Source organism: Leucobacter komagatae, from assembly GCF_006716085.1.
Classification (GTDB): Bacteria; Actinomycetota; Actinomycetes; order Actinomycetales; family Microbacteriaceae; genus Leucobacter; species Leucobacter komagatae.
Genome location: NZ_VFON01000001.1, coordinates 2,205,075 through 2,222,241, shown reverse-complemented (window position 1 = coordinate 2,222,241; position 17,167 = coordinate 2,205,075). Strand labels below are relative to the sequence as shown.

At 65.6% G+C, this 17,167-nt stretch carries 17 protein-coding genes; 7 read left to right on the top strand and 10 right to left on the bottom strand.

Translation table 11 applies throughout. The features are described 5' to 3' along the window. Positions 1-54 precede the first annotated feature (54 nt). The 5 genes from FB468_RS10125 (at position 55) to FB468_RS10100 (ending at position 4,693) form a co-directional block, all read left to right on the top strand. The gene (locus FB468_RS10125) at positions 55-948 is read left to right on the top strand and encodes a branched-chain amino acid ABC transporter permease (RefSeq protein ID WP_119282604.1); all 894 of its coding nucleotides are present in this window, start codon (positions 55-57) and stop codon (positions 946-948) included. 6 nt (positions 949-954) lie between these two features. Continuing rightward, positions 955-2,154: a branched-chain amino acid ABC transporter permease gene (locus tag FB468_RS10120; RefSeq protein ID WP_141887232.1), complete on the top strand. Its 1,200-nt coding sequence runs from the start codon at positions 955-957 to the stop codon at positions 2,152-2,154. Beyond that, positions 2,151-3,017 (top strand): ABC transporter ATP-binding protein, encoded by an 867-nt coding sequence (locus FB468_RS10115; protein WP_141887231.1) that lies wholly within the window; start codon positions 2,151-2,153, stop codon positions 3,015-3,017. The genes FB468_RS10120 and FB468_RS10115 overlap by 4 nt, the downstream gene beginning before the upstream one ends. Then, positions 3,010-3,720, top strand: a complete 711-nt coding sequence (locus FB468_RS10110; RefSeq protein WP_141887230.1) for an ABC transporter ATP-binding protein — start codon at positions 3,010-3,012, stop codon at positions 3,718-3,720. The genes FB468_RS10115 and FB468_RS10110 overlap by 8 nt, the downstream gene beginning before the upstream one ends. Positions 3,721-4,147: 427 nt before the next feature. Continuing rightward, on the top strand, positions 4,148-4,693 hold the full coding sequence (locus FB468_RS10100) for a ClbS/DfsB family four-helix bundle protein (protein WP_141887229.1): 546 nt from the start codon (positions 4,148-4,150) through the stop codon (positions 4,691-4,693). Here FB468_RS10100 and FB468_RS10095 read toward each other — a convergent pair. The 10 genes from FB468_RS10095 to FB468_RS10050 form a co-directional block, all read right to left on the bottom strand. Then, positions 4,690-6,282 (bottom strand): FAD/NAD(P)-dependent oxidoreductase, encoded by a 1,593-nt coding sequence (locus tag FB468_RS10095; RefSeq protein ID WP_141887228.1) that lies wholly within the window; start codon positions 6,280-6,282, stop codon positions 4,690-4,692. The two genes, FB468_RS10100 and FB468_RS10095, sit on opposite strands and share 4 nt — an antisense overlap. After that, positions 6,279-6,659, bottom strand: a complete 381-nt coding sequence (locus FB468_RS10090) for a (2Fe-2S)-binding protein (RefSeq protein ID WP_246055842.1) — start codon at positions 6,657-6,659, stop codon at positions 6,279-6,281. The genes FB468_RS10095 and FB468_RS10090 overlap by 4 nt, the downstream gene beginning before the upstream one ends. Next, positions 6,656-7,837 (bottom strand): NAD(P)/FAD-dependent oxidoreductase, encoded by a 1,182-nt coding sequence (locus FB468_RS10085; RefSeq protein ID WP_141887227.1) that lies wholly within the window; start codon positions 7,835-7,837, stop codon positions 6,656-6,658. Before FB468_RS10085 ends, FB468_RS10090 begins: the two co-directional genes overlap by 4 nt. Next, the gene (locus tag FB468_RS10080; RefSeq protein ID WP_141887226.1) at positions 7,834-8,544 is read right to left on the bottom strand and encodes a GntR family transcriptional regulator; all 711 of its coding nucleotides are present in this window, start codon (positions 8,542-8,544) and stop codon (positions 7,834-7,836) included. The genes FB468_RS10085 and FB468_RS10080 overlap by 4 nt, the downstream gene beginning before the upstream one ends. A 17-nt stretch (positions 8,545-8,561) precedes the next feature. Beyond that, the gene (locus FB468_RS10075; protein WP_141888244.1) at positions 8,562-9,533 is read right to left on the bottom strand and encodes an ornithine cyclodeaminase family protein; all 972 of its coding nucleotides are present in this window, start codon (positions 9,531-9,533) and stop codon (positions 8,562-8,564) included. A 5-nt stretch (positions 9,534-9,538) separates the two neighbouring features. Further along, positions 9,539-10,546, bottom strand: a complete 1,008-nt coding sequence (locus tag FB468_RS10070) for a proline racemase family protein (RefSeq protein WP_141887225.1) — start codon at positions 10,544-10,546, stop codon at positions 9,539-9,541. A 143-nt stretch (positions 10,547-10,689) separates the two neighbouring features. After that, complete coding sequence (locus tag FB468_RS10065) at positions 10,690-11,595, bottom strand: dihydrodipicolinate synthase family protein (protein ID WP_141887224.1); 906 nt, start codon at positions 11,593-11,595, stop codon at positions 10,690-10,692. A 144-nt stretch (positions 11,596-11,739) separates the two neighbouring features. Continuing rightward, positions 11,740-13,242: a helix-turn-helix domain-containing protein gene (locus FB468_RS10060; RefSeq protein WP_141887223.1), complete on the bottom strand. Its 1,503-nt coding sequence runs from the start codon at positions 13,240-13,242 to the stop codon at positions 11,740-11,742. Then, positions 13,239-14,324 carry a DUF917 domain-containing protein gene (locus FB468_RS10055; RefSeq protein WP_141887222.1) on the bottom strand — a complete coding sequence of 362 codons (1,086 nt, stop codon included), beginning with the start codon at positions 14,322-14,324 and terminating at the stop codon, positions 13,239-13,241. The genes FB468_RS10060 and FB468_RS10055 overlap by 4 nt, the downstream gene beginning before the upstream one ends. Beyond that, positions 14,321-15,616 carry a hydantoinase/oxoprolinase family protein gene (locus tag FB468_RS10050; protein ID WP_141887221.1) on the bottom strand — a complete coding sequence of 432 codons (1,296 nt, stop codon included), beginning with the start codon at positions 15,614-15,616 and terminating at the stop codon, positions 14,321-14,323. The genes FB468_RS10055 and FB468_RS10050 overlap by 4 nt, the downstream gene beginning before the upstream one ends. A 127-nt stretch (positions 15,617-15,743) precedes the next feature. Here FB468_RS10050 and FB468_RS10045 point away from each other — a divergent pair, with 127 nt between their 5' ends. Together FB468_RS10045 and FB468_RS10040 are read left to right on the top strand one after the other, a co-directional pair. After that, a complete protein-coding gene (locus tag FB468_RS10045) occupies positions 15,744-16,067 on the top strand; it encodes an antibiotic biosynthesis monooxygenase family protein (protein ID WP_141887220.1) in 324 nt (107 codons plus the stop codon). A gap of 71 nt (positions 16,068-16,138) precedes the next feature. Further along, entirely contained in the window at positions 16,139-17,167 is a 1,029-nt protein-coding gene (locus tag FB468_RS10040) for a sugar ABC transporter substrate-binding protein (RefSeq protein ID WP_141887219.1), read from the top strand.

Here is a 17,167-nt window from a genome sequence, read left to right as displayed (position 1 = left end):
GCCGGTCGCCGTCTCCATCTCAACCCCTCCTCAACGTCGCAGAGAGGTTCTCCTGTGTTCCAACTCATTTGGAACGGGCTCTTCGTAGGCTCGTTCTATGCTCTCGTCGCCCTGGGCTACAGCATGGTGTACGGCATCATCAAGCTGCTGAACTTTGCACACGGCGATCTGTACATGCTCGGCTCATTCCTGGCCTTCGTCGTGCTCGGCGGCTTCACCGGTCTCTTCGGTCTTGGCTCGATCCCGATCCTGCTCCTCGTGCTGCTCATCACGATGCTCCTCACCGGCGGCATCGGCGTCGCGATTGAGCGCATCGCGTACCGCCCACTTCGCACGAGCCCGCGTCTCGCGGCGCTCATCACCGCGGTCGGCGTCTCCTTCACGCTTGAGTACGCGGTTCGCCAGATCTTCGGCGCGAGCCCCCTCGTTTTCCCGATTCGCCTGCAGGGCGAGCCCGTCATGATCCTCGGCGCGCGCATCACGATGCCGCAGATCGTGCTCATGGTCGTCGCCGCCCTCCTCATGTTCGGGCTGCAGCGCTACGTCATGCACTCGCGCGAGGGCCGCGCGATGCGCGCGATTGCCCTCGACCAGAAGGCGTCGCTGCTCATGGGCGTGAACGTGAACCGGGTCATCTCGCGCACGTTCTTCATCGGGTCGGCGCTCGCGGGCGCCGCCGGCGTCATGGCCGCGGCGTACTACGGCACCATCGACTTCCTCATGGGCTTCGTGATCGGGCTGAAAGCCTTCACGGCGGCCGTGATTGGCGGCATCGGCAACCTCTACGGGGCCATGCTCGGCGGTATCGTGCTCGGCCTCCTCGAGTCGTTCGGCACCTCCTGGTTCGGCGGCCAGTGGCGAGACGTGTTCGCCTTCGGCTTCCTTATTCTGTTCCTGGTATTCCGACCCACCGGCCTGCTCGGCGAGCGCGTTGTAGAGAGGGTGTGATCGACAATGTCGCGTACCACAACTCCTAGGCTGCAGGCGCCGAAGCCGTTCCTGCAGCGGCCGGCGCCCGTCTCCGGCTTGCTCGCCCCCGACCGCTTCATGAAGCTCGTCGGGCTCGTGCTCTTCATCGCTGCTGCGGTGCTGCCGTTCATCACGGCGACGCCGTACATCATCTCGATCCTCACCTCGGCGATGATCTACATCGTGCTCGCGATGGGCCTGAACGTCGTCGTCGGCTACGCCGGCTTGCTCGACCTCGGCTACATCGCGTTCATGGCCGTTGGCGCATATACGAGCGGCGTGCTGACAACCCAGTTCGGCCTGTCGATGCTCGAGACGATCCCGTTCGTCGTGCTTGCCTGCATCATCGCGGGCGTCGTCATCGGCGGGCCAACGCTCCGTCTGCGCTCCGACTACCTCGCGATCGTGACGCTCGGGTTCGGTGAGATCATCCGCATCACAGCGAACAACCTGAAGATCACCGGCGGCCCCTCGGGCATCCACGGCATTCCGACCTGGCGTTTCTTTGGCTGGTCGTTTGCCGACGGGCTCGACATCGGCGGCGTGCACTTCAGCTCCAAGATTCTGCTCTACTACTTCGTGCTCTTCGTCGGTATCGGCCTGGCGGTCGTCGCCGTCTCCCGCCTCGGCAGGGGCAAGCTCGGCCGCGCGTGGAAGTCCGTGCGCGACGACGAGGATGTCAGCGAGGCAATGGGCATCAACGGCTACACGACGAAGCTCGCCGCCTACATCATCGGCGCGGTCTGGGGCGGATTCGCCGGCACGCTCATGGCGAGCCACCTTTCGGCGATCTCCCCGAACAGCTTCGAGTTCCTGTACTCGGCGCTCGTGCTGATGGCCGTCGTGCTCGGCGGCATGGGCTCAACGCCGGGCGTGATCATCGGCGCGCTCTTCGTGTCGCTGGCACCCGAGTTCCTGCGCGAGTTCTCTGAGTGGCGCTTCCTGCTCTTCGGCGTGCTGCTCGTCGTCGCGATGATCTTCCGCCCGAAGGGAATCTGGCCCGCGAACGCGGTGCTGCCGTTCCTGAAGAAGCGCGAGATCCCTGAGATCCCGCCGACGGCTGCCGTGTCCGTCGTTGGCGTCGACGCCGACTACGAGGGGGAGACCGTGGGGTCTGCTGGTGGTGCCGGCTCGGCCAGGTCTGCCGCCGGGAGTGACTCGAATGATGAGGAGGGGAAGCGATGAGCAACACCCACGCAACCACCGCGCCCGCTGGCGTGGCTAGCCCGGCTGGCGCTGCTGGTGCGGCCGGTCAGGGCACGGGCCGGGGCGCCTCCGGCAAGCTGCTTCTCGAGGTCAAGGATCTCGCGGTCTCGTTCGGCGGCATCAAAGCTGTCGCGGGCCTTTCGTTCTCGGTGCACGAGGGTGAGATCGTCTCGGTCATCGGCCCGAACGGCGCTGGCAAGACGAGCGCGTTCAACTGCATCTCGGGGTTCTACCGCCCGAACGAGGGCTCCGTCGTCTTCGACGGCGAGTCCGTCACGCGGAAGAAGCCGTCACACATCACGAAGCGCGGCATGGCCCGAACGTTCCAGAACGTGCGCCTGTTCCGTGATATGACCGTGCTCGAAAACGTGAAGACCGGGATGCACTCGCACCTCGGCCAGAACGTCTTCGACGCGATGCTGCACACGCCGCGCTACAAGCGCAGCGAGGCGCAGTGCACGGAGGATGCGCGCGGCTGGCTCGACTTCGTCGGGTTCCGGGCAGACGATGAGCTGCTCGTCACCCAGCTGCCCTACGGTGAGCAGCGTCGCGTGGAGATCGCGCGGGCGCTCGCGACGCAGCCGAAGCTGCTGCTGCTCGACGAGCCCGGAGCCGGCCTCAACCACAACGAGAAGAACGAGCTCATGGAGCTCATCCGCAAGATCCGTGACCTTGGCGTCTCGATTGTGCTCATTGAGCACGACATGGGCCTCGTCATGGAGATCTCCGAGCGCGTGGTCGTGCTCAACTACGGCAAGGAGATCGCCGATGGCACGCCTGCCGAGGTGAAGACCAACCCGGTCGTCATCGCCGCATACCTGGGGGAGGAAGAGGATGAGTAACCTCGTACTCGAAAACGTAGACCTCTACTACAACCGCGTGCACGCCCTTCGGGGGCTGAGCCTCGAGGTGAACGAGGGTGAGATTGTCTCGCTGCTCGGAAACAACGGCGCGGGCAAGACCTCCACGCTCTCGATGCTCTCGGGCCTCGAGCGGCCGCGCAACGGCCGCGTGACGTGGGGCGACAAAGATCTCACGAAGCTCCAGCCGTGGGACATGGTCGAGGCAGGTCTGCTGCACATCCCCGAGGGGCGCCGCATCTTCTCGACGATGACGGTTCACGAGAACCTGCTTATCGGCGGCTACCTCGTGAAAGACCAGAAGCTCATTGCCGAGCGCGCGGCCCACGCCTACGAGCTGATGCCGCGCCTCGCCGAGCGGCGGGACCAGCAGGGTGGCACGCTCTCGGGTGGCGAGCAGCAGATGCTCGCGCTCGGGCGCGCGCTCGTCGGCGGGCCGAAGCTGCTGCTGCTCGACGAGCCCTCGATGGGGCTCGCGCCGCTCATCGTGAAGCAGGTGATGGAGATCATCCGCGAGGTGAACAAGCAGGGCACCACGGTGCTGCTCGTCGAGCAGAACGCGAAAGCCGCGCTGAAGATCGCCGACCGGGCGTACGTGCTCGAGTCGGGGCGGGTCACCCTGCAGGGACCTGCGGCGGAGCTCGCTGAGGATCCGCGCGTCATCGAGGCCTACCTGGGCGCCTAGGTAGCGCGGGGCAGGCCCCCGGCCCGGCCGCCCGCCTGACCCGCCTTGCCCGGCCTGCCCTGGTCCGCCCGGCTCGCCTGGTCCGCCCGGCCCGCCTGGTCTGCCCGGCCCGCCTGGTCCGCCCGGCCCGCCTGGTCCGCCCGGCCCGCCGATGTACCCGGACGGCACCGATTCACCCACAATGTACGTGTGAAAAGCGGGTGAATCGGTGCCTTCCGGGTGATTCCGCGAACGACCGAGTGGTGGGCCAGTGGGCCCGACCGAGGGGTGGGCCAGTGGGCCCGACCGAGGGGTGGGCCGGCGGGCGGGCCGGCGGGCGGGCCGGTGGGCCGGTGGGCCGGTGGGCCGGTGGGCCGGTGGGCGCGGTAGCCTGGGCGTGGGGCCGCGACCCCCGACCTCGGGCCCGCGCCCGAACAGAGGAGCCAACATGGCACGACCCACGACCCGAGCCGAACTGCTCACAGCCGCAGGTGAACGGTATGACGCGCTCACCAAGCTCATCGCGGGGATGAGCGAGGCCGAGCGCGAGGCCGACCTTACCTACGGCGACGGCTTTGAGAAGCCCGAGGCCCACTGGGAGCGCGACCGAAGGCTCCGCGACGTGCTCGTGCACCTCACCGCCTGGCACGGATTGCTCATCGACTGGGTTGAGGCCAACGAGCGCGGGGAGACGAAGCCCTTCCTTCCGGCACCCTACACGTGGCGCGACTATGCAGGCATGAACGTGGGCTTCCGCGACGCGAAGTCCGATACCACCACCGACGCCGCCCGGGCGGCGCTCAAAGGCAGCCACCGCGCGGTCGTGGAGCTCATTGAACGGTTCAACGACGAAGAGCTCTTCGTAAAGCAGTTCTTCCCGTGGACCGGAACGACGTCGCTCGGCTCCTACTGCGTCTCAGCGACCTCAAGTCATTACGACTGGGCCGCGAAGAAGCTACGTGCGGCCATGAAGGCCGCACGCGCGAGCAACTAGTCCTGCAGGTCGCGCAGCGCGCTCAGCGGAAGCGGCTGAGCAACCGGACGCTTCGCGGACTGCGAGAGGGAGTGGGCAGCAGACTCCGCCGACGGCACAGCTTCAGCCCCAACGGCCCCGGCCCCGGCCGACAGGCACGAGACTGCGAAGCCGCAGACGCGCCCCTGGCACCAGCCCATCCCCGCACGGGTGAGGCCCTTCTCGGTTCGCAGGTCGTCCGCAGCGAGCTCAGTGTGGGCGTGGCCCAGCTCGCCAAACGAGACCTCTTCGCAGCGGCACACCGTCGTCTCGGGAGTGAGCCTGTCAGCCCAGCCAGCCGGTACGGGGTGCGCGAGGTGCATCGCCTCGGCGAAGCCGCGGTTGCGGGCGAGTATGCGGCGTTCGGAGGCCGTCACCGCGCCCTGGGCGCCAAGCACGCTCGACGCAGCGGAGCGACCGGCGATCTCGCCCTCAAGCACTGAGAGTGGGGCGCCGCCGACGCCCGTGATCTCACCCGCGAGGTACAGGCCAGGAACAGTCGACAGGCCGGTCTCATCGACGATGCCAACGAGCGAGCCGTCGACGTCAACGCGCGTGCTGACCCCGAGCTGCACCGGAAGCTCGAGCTGCGGGGTGAAACCCCAGCCGAGTCCGACGCCGTCGATTCCGGTGATCTCACGCTCGCTTCCGGGGATGGTCTCGCCCGTCGAGCGCACGCGTGCGGTCCGCACACCGGTCACGTGTTCGGTTCCGAGGATCTCGGTGATGACTGTGCGAATCCGGTACGGGATCCTGTTCTTGATAAACGCGGCGACGTAGCCCGCGCCCTCAATGCCCTTGGCGGGAACCCCCGCCGCGCGATGAGCGCGCGGCAGCCACCCCATGAGCGACGCCGACTCCAGCACGGCGGCAACCGAGCCACCCGCCTGCGTAATGTTTGCGGCGACCGGCAGCAGGAAGGGCCCTGTGCCGGCGATCACAAAGCGTGAACCCGGCAACATGCCGTTCTGCTTCACGAACGCCTGAATGCCGCCGGCAGCCATCACACCGGGAAGCTGCCAACCGGGAACGGGGAGCTGCCTGTCGTAACCGCCCGTCGCCAGCACCAGTGCTGCGGCCCTGATCGAAGGGACCGGGCTTGGCCCGCCGCCGTGGGCGGGCGTGAGCTCGAGCGCGAACGCGGGGTGAGACGCCAAAGGCCCCGGCGACCCGGCGCCAGCACCCGCAGCCCCAGAAGCACCCGCAGCCCCAGAAGCACCAGCTGCCCCAGAAACAGCCCCCGCAACCGGCCGCGCCATCCACACACTCGTCGACGGCAGGTAGGTGATGCGCCCCGCCGCAATACCCGAATCGAACCGGGCGCGGAGCGCGAGGTACTGCTTCCAGCCGTGGTGATACTCGCCGCCCTCGGGCACGCCAGCAGCCTCAGAACGGTGGCGCCAGTACTGGCCGCCGGGCTGTTCAGCGGCGTCGACCACAGCGACGCGTGCGCCGCTGTCGGAAGCGGCCGCTGCTGCCGCAAGGCCTGCGGGGCCAGCGCCCACGATGGCGACGTCAAAGTGCGGTGCGCGCCCAGTGGGGCGTGGCGCATCGGTTGCCTGCGAGTTCATTCCCCGGCCTCCTCATCGCGCGCGTCGCTAACCGCGTCGCCAAGCGCGTTGCCAAGCTCCTGGCCACGCGCATCGCCACGCGGCTCCTCGCCAGTGCCGCCCGGCCCCTTCGCCTGGCGCACGTCCATCCCCTCCCGGAGCGGAATCATGCACGACCGCTGACCCGACTCGCCGTCGATCTCAACGAGGCAGTCGAAGCAGACGCCGATGCCGCAGAAGAGGCCGCGCGTCGCGCCGCTCTTCGTCTCGCGCCAGCCGCGCTTGCCCGTCGCGATGAGGGCGGCTGCAACGCTCGCCCCGGGGGAGCAGCTGATCGGCTCGCCCTCGAAGGTTGCTCGAACCTCGCCCTGCGCGGGGTCGATGGGTTGTGCGCTCACGCGTGCACCTCCGTTGCGTCGTGGTCGGCGAACCCTGGCTCGTCGAAGCGTTCGGGTCTAAATTCCGTGAGCGGCATGTCAGGCTCGAGGCCTGCGAGCGCTTGCCCGAGCAGCTTGCCAGTGCCGACGGAGAGGCCGATACCCGCGCCCTCGTGGCCGGCCGCGTGCCAGAGCCCGGGAGCCCGCGGGTCATGGCCGATGACGGGCAAGTGGTCGGGGCAGAAGGGGCGGAAGCCGTGGTAGTGACGCAGGATCCGCGTGCGCTCGAGGAACGGGAACAGCTCGATGGCGTTCGCGGCGATTTGGCGGAGCGCGTCGGGGCTCACGGTGCTGTCGAAGCCGATGCGCTCGCGGCTCGAGCCGATGAGGATCGTGTCAGCTGGCGTCCCCTCGACAACCGGCGAGGACTGCAGCGATGCGTCACCGCTCCCCACGTTGTCTATGTACTCTGCGGCATAGACCTTGTGGTGCACCATCGGAGGGAGCGGTTCGGTGACGAGTACGAAGCCGCGGCGGGGGTTCACTGGGACGTTCACACCGGCGAGCGCGGCGATCTCAGGCGCCCAGGTGCCGGCGGTGTTGACTATATGCGCCGCGGAGAATTCACCCCGGGCCGTGCGCACGCCGGTGACGCGGTCACCCTCGCGAATGAGTCCGGTGACTGGCGCGTTCACGACGAGCTGCGCGCCCCGCTCGCGCGCGAGGCGCAGGAGGTGCGAGGCCGCGAGGATCGGCTGGACCTGGCTGTCTTCGGGGTAGAACGCGGCGCCGAGCGCGCGGTCGGTGACGTGCGGTTCGAGCTCTCGAAGGGCGGGGATGTCGAGCGGTTCGGCGACGATGCCGTGGGATCGCTGTGACGTCGTGACCCTGTCGAGTGAGGCGAGACTTGTTTCACGTGAAGCAACGATGATGCCGCCCTTGGCCTCAAACTCCCAGAGGTGCCCAAACTCGGCGAGCTCGCCCTTCCAGACGTCGAGGGAGTAGCGCATGAGCTCAAGCTCGGGGCCGAGCTCTTTGTCTGAGACGAGGATGTTGCCCTCGCAGCGCGAGGTCGTGCCACTCGCGGGGAGCCCTCGTTCGACGACCGTGACCGAGAGGCCCTGCAGCGTCGCGAAGTACGCGGTGGCGGCACCGATGATGCCGGCGCCAATGATGATTACGTCAGCGCGTTCGCTCACGAACCAACTCCGTCCTGGGTGTGGTGCTCCTCCGATCCGGTCGCCCAGACGCGTCGCGCATGACCGATGTGGTCGCGCATGAGCTGCTCGGCGCCGGCGCCGTCACCCGCGCGCAAGAGCGCGATGAGCCTGTGGTGCTCGCGTGCGCTGTCGCCGAGGCGACCCTTGCTCGCGAGCTCCTTCAGCCCGTACAGTCGCGTGCGCGTGCGCAGCGATGTGGCGAGTTCGGTGAGCTGGGGGTTATCGATGTGAGAGAGGATGAGGTGGTGGAACTCGCGGTCGGCGCCGAGGTACCCCTGAAGGTCCTCGGTCTCCGCTGCCGCGAGGCAGGCATCGGCCAGCCGCTCGAGCTCCTCGAAGCCCTCGTCGGAGATACGCCCGACGGCCGCTGGCATCGACGGGGGCTCGAGGAGCAGGCGGATCGCCGCCAGGTCGTCGAGCTCTTTGTCGGTCATCGCGGTGATCCGGAATCCCTTGTTCTTGATCGTCTCAACCAGGCCCTCCCGCGCGAGATCCATCATCGCCTCGCGGACGGGCGTCGCCGAGACGCCGAGCGCCTGCCCGAGGGTCGGCGCCGAGACGAGGGATCCCTCTGCGATCTCGCCCGTGATGATGGCGGTGCGCAGCTGCTCGAGAACGGTCTCGCGCAGGTTCAGTGGCCGCTTCAGCGGGGTGAGGCGGCGGGAGGGCAATGGTTGAGTGGACATAGGTGCTCCTGTGGTGGCTAGGGGCGCTTGCGCGCTGCGTAAACAGCGCTTGCGCACACAAGATCCTCCCACGACATCCCAACGCCGGTATAGAACGCGGGGCGCCCGAGGGTTCGCGTGAAGTTGCCGCGCACGAGATCCTGCAGGTTCGCGGGTGGGTTCGATGCCCACTTCGCCTCGTCGAACGCGGTCGCCAGGTTGCCATTCTCGCGCTTCGCTGAGCCGCGGCCCTCGACCGCAACGTCGGCGCGATTCACGAGTGCGTCATCGACCTCGCGGGCGTCGAGCCCGTGCGTTCCGGTCGCCGCGACGATCGCGTTCTCGCCGACGAGGCTGCCGTCGAAGACGGGGGAGGTCGCCGTGGTGGTGAGGATGATGATGTCGGCCGCAGCGATTGCGGCGTCGGCGTCGGCGGGCGCGGAGACCTTGACGTGCGAGGTTTCGGGGGCGGCTGCCAGGGCATCAATCATCGCGGTGACGCGCTCGGGCCGGCGGCCGATGACCTCGAAGGTCGCGTCGGGGAAATCGACGAGCGCGGCGCGGATGTGCTCGATGGCCTGGGTGCCCGCGCCGAAGAGCAGGATCCGCGGGTCGATGCCGAGCCGCGCGCCCTCGGGCGCGAGGCGGGCGAGGTGGCGGATCGCGGTGAGCGTCACCGCGGGGGTGCGGATCGCCGTGAGGCATGACCCTTCCATCACCGCGATGGGCGCGAGGGTGTCAGACGAGTAGAGCAGGTAGAGGCCCTGGATTTTTTCGAGCCCGCGATCCGGGTTCGACGGCGCGATGGTGAGCGCCTTGACGCCGCTGAACTTCGCGCTCTGCGCCGGCATGAGCAGAAACTCGCCGTCGGGGGCGTCAGCGAAGAGGCGCGGCCCGTCGTCTTCGGGGCTGAGCCCCTCGCTGAGCGCGGCCTCGAGCGCGTTGATCGCGGTCTTGAAGCTGAGGAGCTCGCGCACCTCGTCGGCTGAGAAGAAATCGATACTCGGCATTGCTGTCACAGCAGGAATCCCTTCTGGAATGGGTCGGTTGGGTCAAGCATGTACTGGGCCGTGCCGGTGATCCAGGCGCGGCCGGTGATCTTCGGGACGACCGCGGGGCGCCCGGCAACGGTCGTCTCCTCGATGAGTCGGCCGACGAAGCGCGAGCCGATGTACGACTCGTTCAGGAAGTCTTGGTCGAGGGGCAGTTCGCCGCGGGCGTGGAGCTGTGCCATGCGCGCGCTCGTGCCAGTACCGCATGGTGAGCGGTCGAACCAGCCCGGGTAGATCGCCATCGCGTGGCGCGAGCGTTCGGCCGTCGAGCCGGGGGCCTGCAGGTACACGTGGTGGCAGTCGCGAATGTCGGGGCGCTCAGGGTGCACGGGCGCGTCGGCCTCGTTGATCGCGTCCATGATCGCGAGGCCGGCCTTCAGCAGCTCGTCCTTGTTCGAGCGGTCCTCACGGAACTCGATGCCGAGCTTCTCGAGCTCGACGATCGCGTAGAAGTTCCCGCCGAACGCGAGGTCGTAGGTGACGGTGCCGAGGCCGGGGACCTCGACCGTCGCGTCGAGGCGCTCGGAGTACGACGGGACGTTCGTGATCGTGACGCTGTCTGCGTGGCCGTCGGTGACGGCGACCTCGGCGATGACGAGCCCCGCTGGGGTGTCGAGCCGGATCGTGGTGACGGGCTCGGTGACCTCGACCATGCCGGTCTCGACGAGCACCGTTGCGACGCCGATCGTGCCGTGGCCGCACATCGGGAGGCAGCCCGAGACCTCGATGTAGAGCACGCCCCAGTCGCAGTCGGGGCGGGTCGGGGGCTGCAGGATCGCGCCGCTCATCGAAGCGTGGCCGCGCGGCTCGAACATGAGCAGCTCACGGAGTTCGTCGTTGTTCTCCATGAACCAGGTGCGACGTTCGGCCATCGAATTACCGGGGAATACCGGAGCACCCCCCGTAATGACGCGGGTGGGCATGCCCTCGGTGTGCGAATCGACGGCGTGGTAGACGCGGGAGGTGCGCATCGGCGGCCTTTCTCGGGGAGTGCGGCTCAGAGAGCCAGCGTGGATGCTTCGTTGAATCTTCGTCCTCGGGTGCGATCCCGAAGATGGGAATGGATCGTGCGGCGAAACCGCCGCACGATCCACCCCGAGGCTACTGCCTTGGGTTACTTGCCGTAGCCCTTGGCCGCAGCCGCGCGGGTGTCCGCGATGATCTGGTCGGCGACCTCCTTGGGCAGCGGGAGGCGCGGCGGGCGGCAGGGGCCGCCGTAGAGGCCGAGCTCGTCCATCGAGAGCTTGATCGACTCGACGAACTCGGTCTTCGTGTCCCAGCGCAGCAGCGAGTGCAGGTCGCGGTAGATGACCTTCGCGCGCTCGAGATCGGCGACGTTGCCCGAGGTCGAGAGCTTGTAGAGCTCGACGGTTGCCTGCGGGATAGCGTTCGGGTAACCAGCAACCCAGCCGACGGCGCCCGCAATGCCGACCTCGAGCACCGAGTCGTCGGTGCCGATGAGGATGTCGATGCTCGGAGCGAGCTCCTGGATCGCGTAGATGCGGCGCGGGTCGCCAGTGAACTCCTTGACGCCGACCATGTGGCCCGCCTCGTGGATCTCGGCGATGAGGTCGGGAACGAGGTCGACCTTCGTGTCGATCGGGTTGTTGTAGCCGACGATCGGGAGGCCGGCCTTCGCGACGGTCGCGTAGTGGTGCTTCACCTGTTCGCGGTTCGCGCGGTAGGTGTTCGGCGGGAGCAGCATGACGCAGTCAGCGCCTGCCTCGGCGGCCTGCTCTGCCCAGCGCAGCGACTCCATCGCGCCGTACGCGCCGACGCCCGCCATCACCGAGAAGCCCTCGGGCGCAGCGTCGACGGCGACCTCGACGACCTTCGCGCGCTCTTCGGGGGTGAGGTTCTGGTACTCGCCGAGCGAGCCGTTCGGTGCGATGCCGTCGCAGCCGTTGTCGGCCAGGAACTGGACGTGCTCTGCGAACTTGTCGTAGTCGACGGAGAGGTCTTCCTTGAACTGGAGTGCGGACGCGACGATGACGCCGTGCCAGGGCTTCTTCTCAGCCATTGAGATGTTCCTTTCGGGAATGGGTGGGGGAGTTCTTGGGCCGCACGTAGTGTGTGACATTGCACAGATTACCCAGGTTCTGGTCGGAACGCAAGAAGGGTTCCTTTATGCGCCGAGTCAGAGTGAGAAACAAACCAGAGCGCGTCAGGCTGGTGGAGCCAGCCGGACGCCCGGAGACTTACCGGTAGTCCCGCCGGGGAGCGCTGCAAACAGCATGTGAATCCCGAGCGTTTCAGTGGGATCGCTGACAGGGACACCCAGATCTGCTAGGCGTTCGAGCCGAAGCTTCACAGTGTTGCGATGGATCCCAAGGTGTGCGGCGGTGTCGGTGGCTGAACCTAGGTGAGCGGCATAGCACGTGTAGAGATGGATGAGCTCGTCCCTATGTTCGTCAGAAGCAAGCGCCGGGTACAACGAGTGCAACGTTTCCTCGGCGAATGAAGGTGGCAGTAAACGAGGGAGGAACCGGGCCGGAATTTCGTCGTAGCTCACGATGGCGTGCGGTTTACCAGCTTCGGCTACACGCGCCGCCAGCCAGGCTTCCCGGATAGCCGGCCGGACTTCAGCATCTCCATAGTGTTCGAGAGAAACTCCTACCTGGAGGTTCAGCAGGTGTATCTCGGCCAGGCGCCCGTGTACTTTCGCCACGAGGGCGCCCAGATCAGTGTCGTCTACCGGAACAAAGGCAAGCCAACCGTCTGCTGCTCGCACAAGCGGCCAATCACGAAATGCGGCTAGCCACAGGTGGTGCAGGGCCGCGCCGTACCGGTCGGCGTGGTCTGAGAGCAGGCATAGGGTCACAAAGCTGGTGCCGCTGGGCCACGCAGGCCAGCCTGGATCGCCGGGGTGCTGGGGAAGTCGAGCGTTACTCTCAGCGAGTGCGGCGATGGAAATCGGCGGGAGTGACTGTTGTAACGCATGAAATTGTTCTTCGGCGATCAGCGTGCGGAGCTTCGAAGCGCATATCTCCAATACGGACGCCGCGTGATCCCGCAAACTAGCTGGCACATTCGCAACGAGTAGGCCGTGGCTCTTGGTGCCCCGCCCAACTCGAACTGAAACCCTGCTCGGAAGAGTGTGTATGTTGTTCGGCACATCGGGCCGGTTGGTTGTGCCCATTGCTGAGCGGACAACAGCGCCAGAAGATTCCAGTTCGACAGGCGCCCCTTGGAGCCACACTGAAGCAAACTCGAGTACCTCGGTGATGTCTTCGCTTGAGCCGACCCTGCTGGTGAGCCGGTGCAAGCTTGAGACCAATTGGGCACGAGCCATTCCGACTGCGGTCGCCACCTCAATCGCGGCCAGGGTGATCTCTGCTGCAGTGGTGAATAGCGAAATCTGAAAGCGTTCTGCGAGCTGCGTCACGCTCGGGTTGAGGGCGCGATCTGGAACGATAAGAGCGCACGCGTTGCGTTCCCAGGCATATCGCAGCGCAGCGGAGACCATCCAGCTGCCGCGCGCGACATCGGCGCTGAGCACGATGATGGTGTCCGGCTCGATCGATGTGATTTCGTCGATGTCCGAGACGAGCACCACTCCTCGCACAGCGCGTGCGTCGGAAGCGACGCAGAGGTGGTTGAGGTCGACTTTCATCGGTTGGGCGAGTAGCTCCCCCAGGGTGACCGCTTGTTGTGGTCTTGGGCTCACTGGTGCCTCCTGTGGCGGTTACGCAGCAAAATGTGGTGAGCATCGGGCCCAGCGAGTTCGAGCCCCTTGTCGGTGTACCACTCGGGTGCTGCGGGCAACATCATGAGGTCGAGACGATGCCCGACCCAAAGGTCCTCGAAGTTCGCGACTCGCGCCCCGTCGGGGTCGACCATGGTGATGATGTCGGGCATCACGGCCTCGACTGCGCCGTCCACCATCAGCATGAGCAACTCGTTCTGAATCTCAAGTTGGATGATGCGGCCGCTCCCAACCTCCTCGAGAATGACGCTCGATGGACGGTCAGGTTGGCCGGGAGGCGCCGGTCGCGAGAGCCCGGTGACATCAGTGACGCGCGCGTGAATAATGCGTCGGATCCCTTCCTCGGAGATGAGTCGTCGGTACTTTCGATCAAGCGGGTCGGGGCTGTGCAGGATGCTTCCGATTCGGATGTTTCGACTGAGGGTGCCGTGCAGCCCATGCGCGCGAAGTTTGGCTACTGTCATCGGATACAGCGCAGTGGCAGACCAGCCGCCAAACTCGCTCGCGAGAGCCCGAACGAGCCGCTCGGCCCGGAGTGGTTCTGTGACGCGCACCACCGCGGACTCTCCGGTTGGGCCAGTTGCTGCGAGCGGGCCTGCGGCCAGTCCGGCGAGGGTGAACACCGACTGGTAGAGCAGTGAGAACACGCGTCCCATTTGGTCGGCATCGATCACCGGTACCCCAAGTAGCATCGCTGTCTCTACTGCGACGATGACGTTGATGTTGGCTCCTGCTAGCGGGATTAGGCCGCTGAACGTTACACCGAGTTCCGTTTGGAGTTCACGAACGCTGCGAACGAACTCATCGCCGACCGGGTGCAGATCTGACGGCGGGAGTCCGTTGTTGACAAAGCCAACAGAGACGACGTGTTCACTATCGTCTAGCTCATCGGCCGCAACGAATTCAGGCAATGAGTGACCGAGTTCGAGCTGCGCACGAACGCGTTCGAACGCTTCGGCGAGCCAATCCGCATCCACGGAGCACGCCAGAAACTGTGAGCCTGTTGCAAGGTGCAGCAGGTCTGCGTCGGTGAGCTGTGTCATCGCGGCTCCCCGCGGTGAGAGACAGCTAGGTCGTTGTGTGCGAGCGGTCGCTCCTCGTGGGCGATCGCTCGAATTCGCAGGGCGATGACCTCGGGGTTTCCATAACTGGTTGCCGTGACGAGAGACTCCACAGTGCGCACCTGTTCAGGCGGAACGCCGGTCGAAACGAGTCGTGCATGGAGGCGTGATTCGGCCGCCTCCTTTGCGCGGATCATCTCCGTTTCGTTCGCAATCTGGATCAAACTCATGGTCCAATCGACGCGGGGTAGGTTGGCGGCGCCGCGGGCAGCCAGCCCCTCGTGGTGAGGGATAACAACTGTGTGAAAGTCTTCAGCATGAGCGTGGTCCTCGCCCCCGGACGATGCGGTGCGCACATTGCTCGCGGGCGTCGCGAGTTTGCCGAACGATTCGCTCTGCAGAGCAGGTACGACCGACGGGAGCCCGCGGTCAAGTTCGCAGGATTGCACCGTGCCCCCCACTTCGAACGAGAGGGCGCCAGACGTAGCTCCGAGGAATGCCGCCGCCCCTACTGCTTCGGTCGCTCGGAGCGAGGCTGCAGCATCAACCGGGGTAACCGCAAGCCGCGTAAGCGGGATGCTGCCGCCGCAGTTGGTGGCTACGAGTAGGCGGGCGCGTGGAAAGGCTGAGCTTGCGGCGACCGACAAAGACGTGACGATCGCATCGGCTTGTTCCCGCAACGCCAGATTGACGTATGCGGTTCGTTCCCGCACGGCGAAGGAAGTGTGGTGAAAGCTGTGGCCGTACTCGATGTTTGCGCCAGGAAATTTGGCCAGCAGTGAAGTGCCAACCTGAAGTTCGTGTTCGGGGTTCAGTAGTGACCCGACAGCCGTTACGACGAACCGGGGCGCCACGACCGTTGCGGGTGGCAGGTCTTTGAGCCCTGAGGCATTCAACGCGACGATTTCTTGCCCCCGCGCATCGTGTCCGCCAGGTAGATGCAAGATCATTGGTGTGGCCGCGCCGGTCGCAGCGAGCCAGGGTAGTGAAAACGGATCGTGGCCCCCAGTCGCGCTTCGCGGGCTAATGCGGATGAGGTGGGCGGGGGTTGCGATGTCGGCTTTCAGCATCTCTGAGACCTCGAAGGTAAGGCTTGTCGCCCCATCGTGAGCGTTTGCTTGGGGAAATAAATCCCCGAGCTTCGAGAGCAGCTGGACCGTGGCGGCAAGTGGATCGCCCCCGAGAAGCGGGACGCTGACCTCACTGCGAATCGCTCCGCGGTCGTGGGCCGCGGCGACAACGCGGTCGCCGGCGCAGTGAAGACCGAACCTCATGGGAAGAACGATAGCAATATGCATTCTGAGGATGTCAAATATTCGCCTAAATGCACATCTCGTGACGTGTGAGCGAGGGTAGCGTCACTGCAGATCCATTCGGTCCAGTCACAACGGAGTTTGACACATGATTCGCACGCTTCTCACCCTCACCCCGCAAGACGGTCGCGCGCCAGCAATTCTGCAGCTCTATCGATCGGAACAGATCCTTCAAGAGTCGCTTGACCTCACTCGGGCGATTGCTTCAGAGATCTCTCTTGCGACCGACGGCAGTGGGGAAATTCTGGTCACCGCGGTGTGGCCTGATGAGGCTGCCTACCAGGAGTGGATTGACCACCCGAACCGGGGGCGCGCGGCTCCAGAGCTTCAAGCCCTACTTGACGACGCAAAGATCGGCATCGGCCGTACGTTCGCGATCGACCACAGCGTTTCGAAGCCCAACGCCTATTAGCCTCAACCCTTCTCGAAGTAAGACCCCGAATTACCAACACCCCAGAACACCCAATTCAGAGTGGAGATGCAATGAAGCACACCAAGACCCTGTTCGCCGGATTGAGTATCCTCGCCCTCGGCGCCACCCTTACGGCCTGCTCGCCTGGTTCGGGAGATGGCGCGGGCGGAGACAGCTACGAGATCGTAGTTCTCGCATCCTCCTCGCAGAACGGCTACAACCAGGCAGTGTATGAGGGCGTCGAGACGAAAGCAAAGGAGCTCTCAGAGTCCCTCGGAGTCACGATCAAGACGAAGATCCAGGACGGCCAGTTCGACGCGAATACCCAGTTATCGCAGCTGCAGAACGCGGGCACCAGTGGAAGCGTTGATGGCATTATCGTCGTACCACACGACGGACCGGCGCTTGCAGCAGCATTCCCGCTCGCGAACCCCAAGCCCGTTGCGGCGGTACTCAACCCCATCGGGCCAGAGATCAGCGTTATGGAGCCGCAGGTTGAGGGTGTTGTTTCGACGGTGGCCTCACCGCCAGCGAACGGTGCGAAGCTTCAGGCAGAATCTGTTGTTGAATACTGCAAAGACATCGACCCCTGCAAGGTCGGCTACCTGGCTGGCCTGCTGAACTCCCCGCTCGACGTTGAGCGCGTTGCCGCGTGGGACTCGGTGATCGAAAAGCACAAGAACATCACCGTAGTCGGAACGCTCGAGGGCGCCTACGACCGTGACAAGTCTCTCACCGCCGTGTCGAACCTGTTGCAGGCTCACCCTGACCTTAACGGCATCCTCAGTAACGCCGATCAGCAGACAATGGGTGCGCAGATCGCGCTCGAGAATGCTGGAATCGACCCCGCCTCGGTGTTCCTCACCGGCGGCGGCGGCACGATCGAGGCAGTGCAAGCAGTGCTCGACGGCAAGTGGACGAACGACTTCCTGAACTTCCCCGTGTCGATGGGGGAGTCAGCGCTTGAGCAAATCATGAACTCAATTCTTGGTAAGGACGTCGCGCCAGTTGTCGACGCAGACAGTCTGGTCGACGTCGGCCCAATCGCTGATCGTTCTGTGCTGGAAGCTGCTGCGTTCACCGGGCAGTGGAACGGCTGA

Bases quoted from the DNA above. Each gene is read 5' to 3' on its own strand.
- FB468_RS10120 (WP_141887232.1), top strand. From the start codon at position 955: ATGTCGCGTACCACAACTCCTAGGCTGCAGGCGCCGAAGCCGTTCCTG.
- FB468_RS10115 (WP_141887231.1), top strand. From the start codon at position 2,151: ATGAGCAACACCCACGCAACCACCGCGCCCGCTGGCGTGGCTAGCCCG.
- FB468_RS10110 (WP_141887230.1), top strand. From the start codon at position 3,010: ATGAGTAACCTCGTACTCGAAAACGTAGACCTCTACTACAACCGCGTG.
- FB468_RS10100 (WP_141887229.1), top strand. From the start codon at position 4,148: ATGGCACGACCCACGACCCGAGCCGAACTGCTCACAGCCGCAGGTGAA.
- FB468_RS10095 (WP_141887228.1), bottom strand. From the start codon at position 6,282: ATGAACTCGCAGGCAACCGATGCGCCACGCCCCACTGGGCGCGCACCG.
- FB468_RS10080 (WP_141887226.1), bottom strand. From the start codon at position 8,544: ATGTCCACTCAACCATTGCCCTCCCGCCGCCTCACCCCGCTGAAGCGG.
- FB468_RS10075 (WP_141888244.1), bottom strand. From the start codon at position 9,533: ATGCCGAGTATCGATTTCTTCTCAGCCGACGAGGTGCGCGAGCTCCTC.
- FB468_RS10070 (WP_141887225.1), bottom strand. From the start codon at position 10,546: ATGCGCACCTCCCGCGTCTACCACGCCGTCGATTCGCACACCGAGGGC.
- FB468_RS10065 (WP_141887224.1), bottom strand. From the start codon at position 11,595: ATGGCTGAGAAGAAGCCCTGGCACGGCGTCATCGTCGCGTCCGCACTC.
- FB468_RS10055 (WP_141887222.1), bottom strand. From the start codon at position 14,324: ATGACACAGCTCACCGACGCAGACCTGCTGCACCTTGCAACAGGCTCA.
- FB468_RS10050 (WP_141887221.1), bottom strand. From the start codon at position 15,616: ATGAGGTTCGGTCTTCACTGCGCCGGCGACCGCGTTGTCGCCGCGGCC.
- FB468_RS10045 (WP_141887220.1), top strand. From the start codon at position 15,744: ATGATTCGCACGCTTCTCACCCTCACCCCGCAAGACGGTCGCGCGCCA.
- FB468_RS10040 (WP_141887219.1), top strand. From the start codon at position 16,139: ATGAAGCACACCAAGACCCTGTTCGCCGGATTGAGTATCCTCGCCCTC.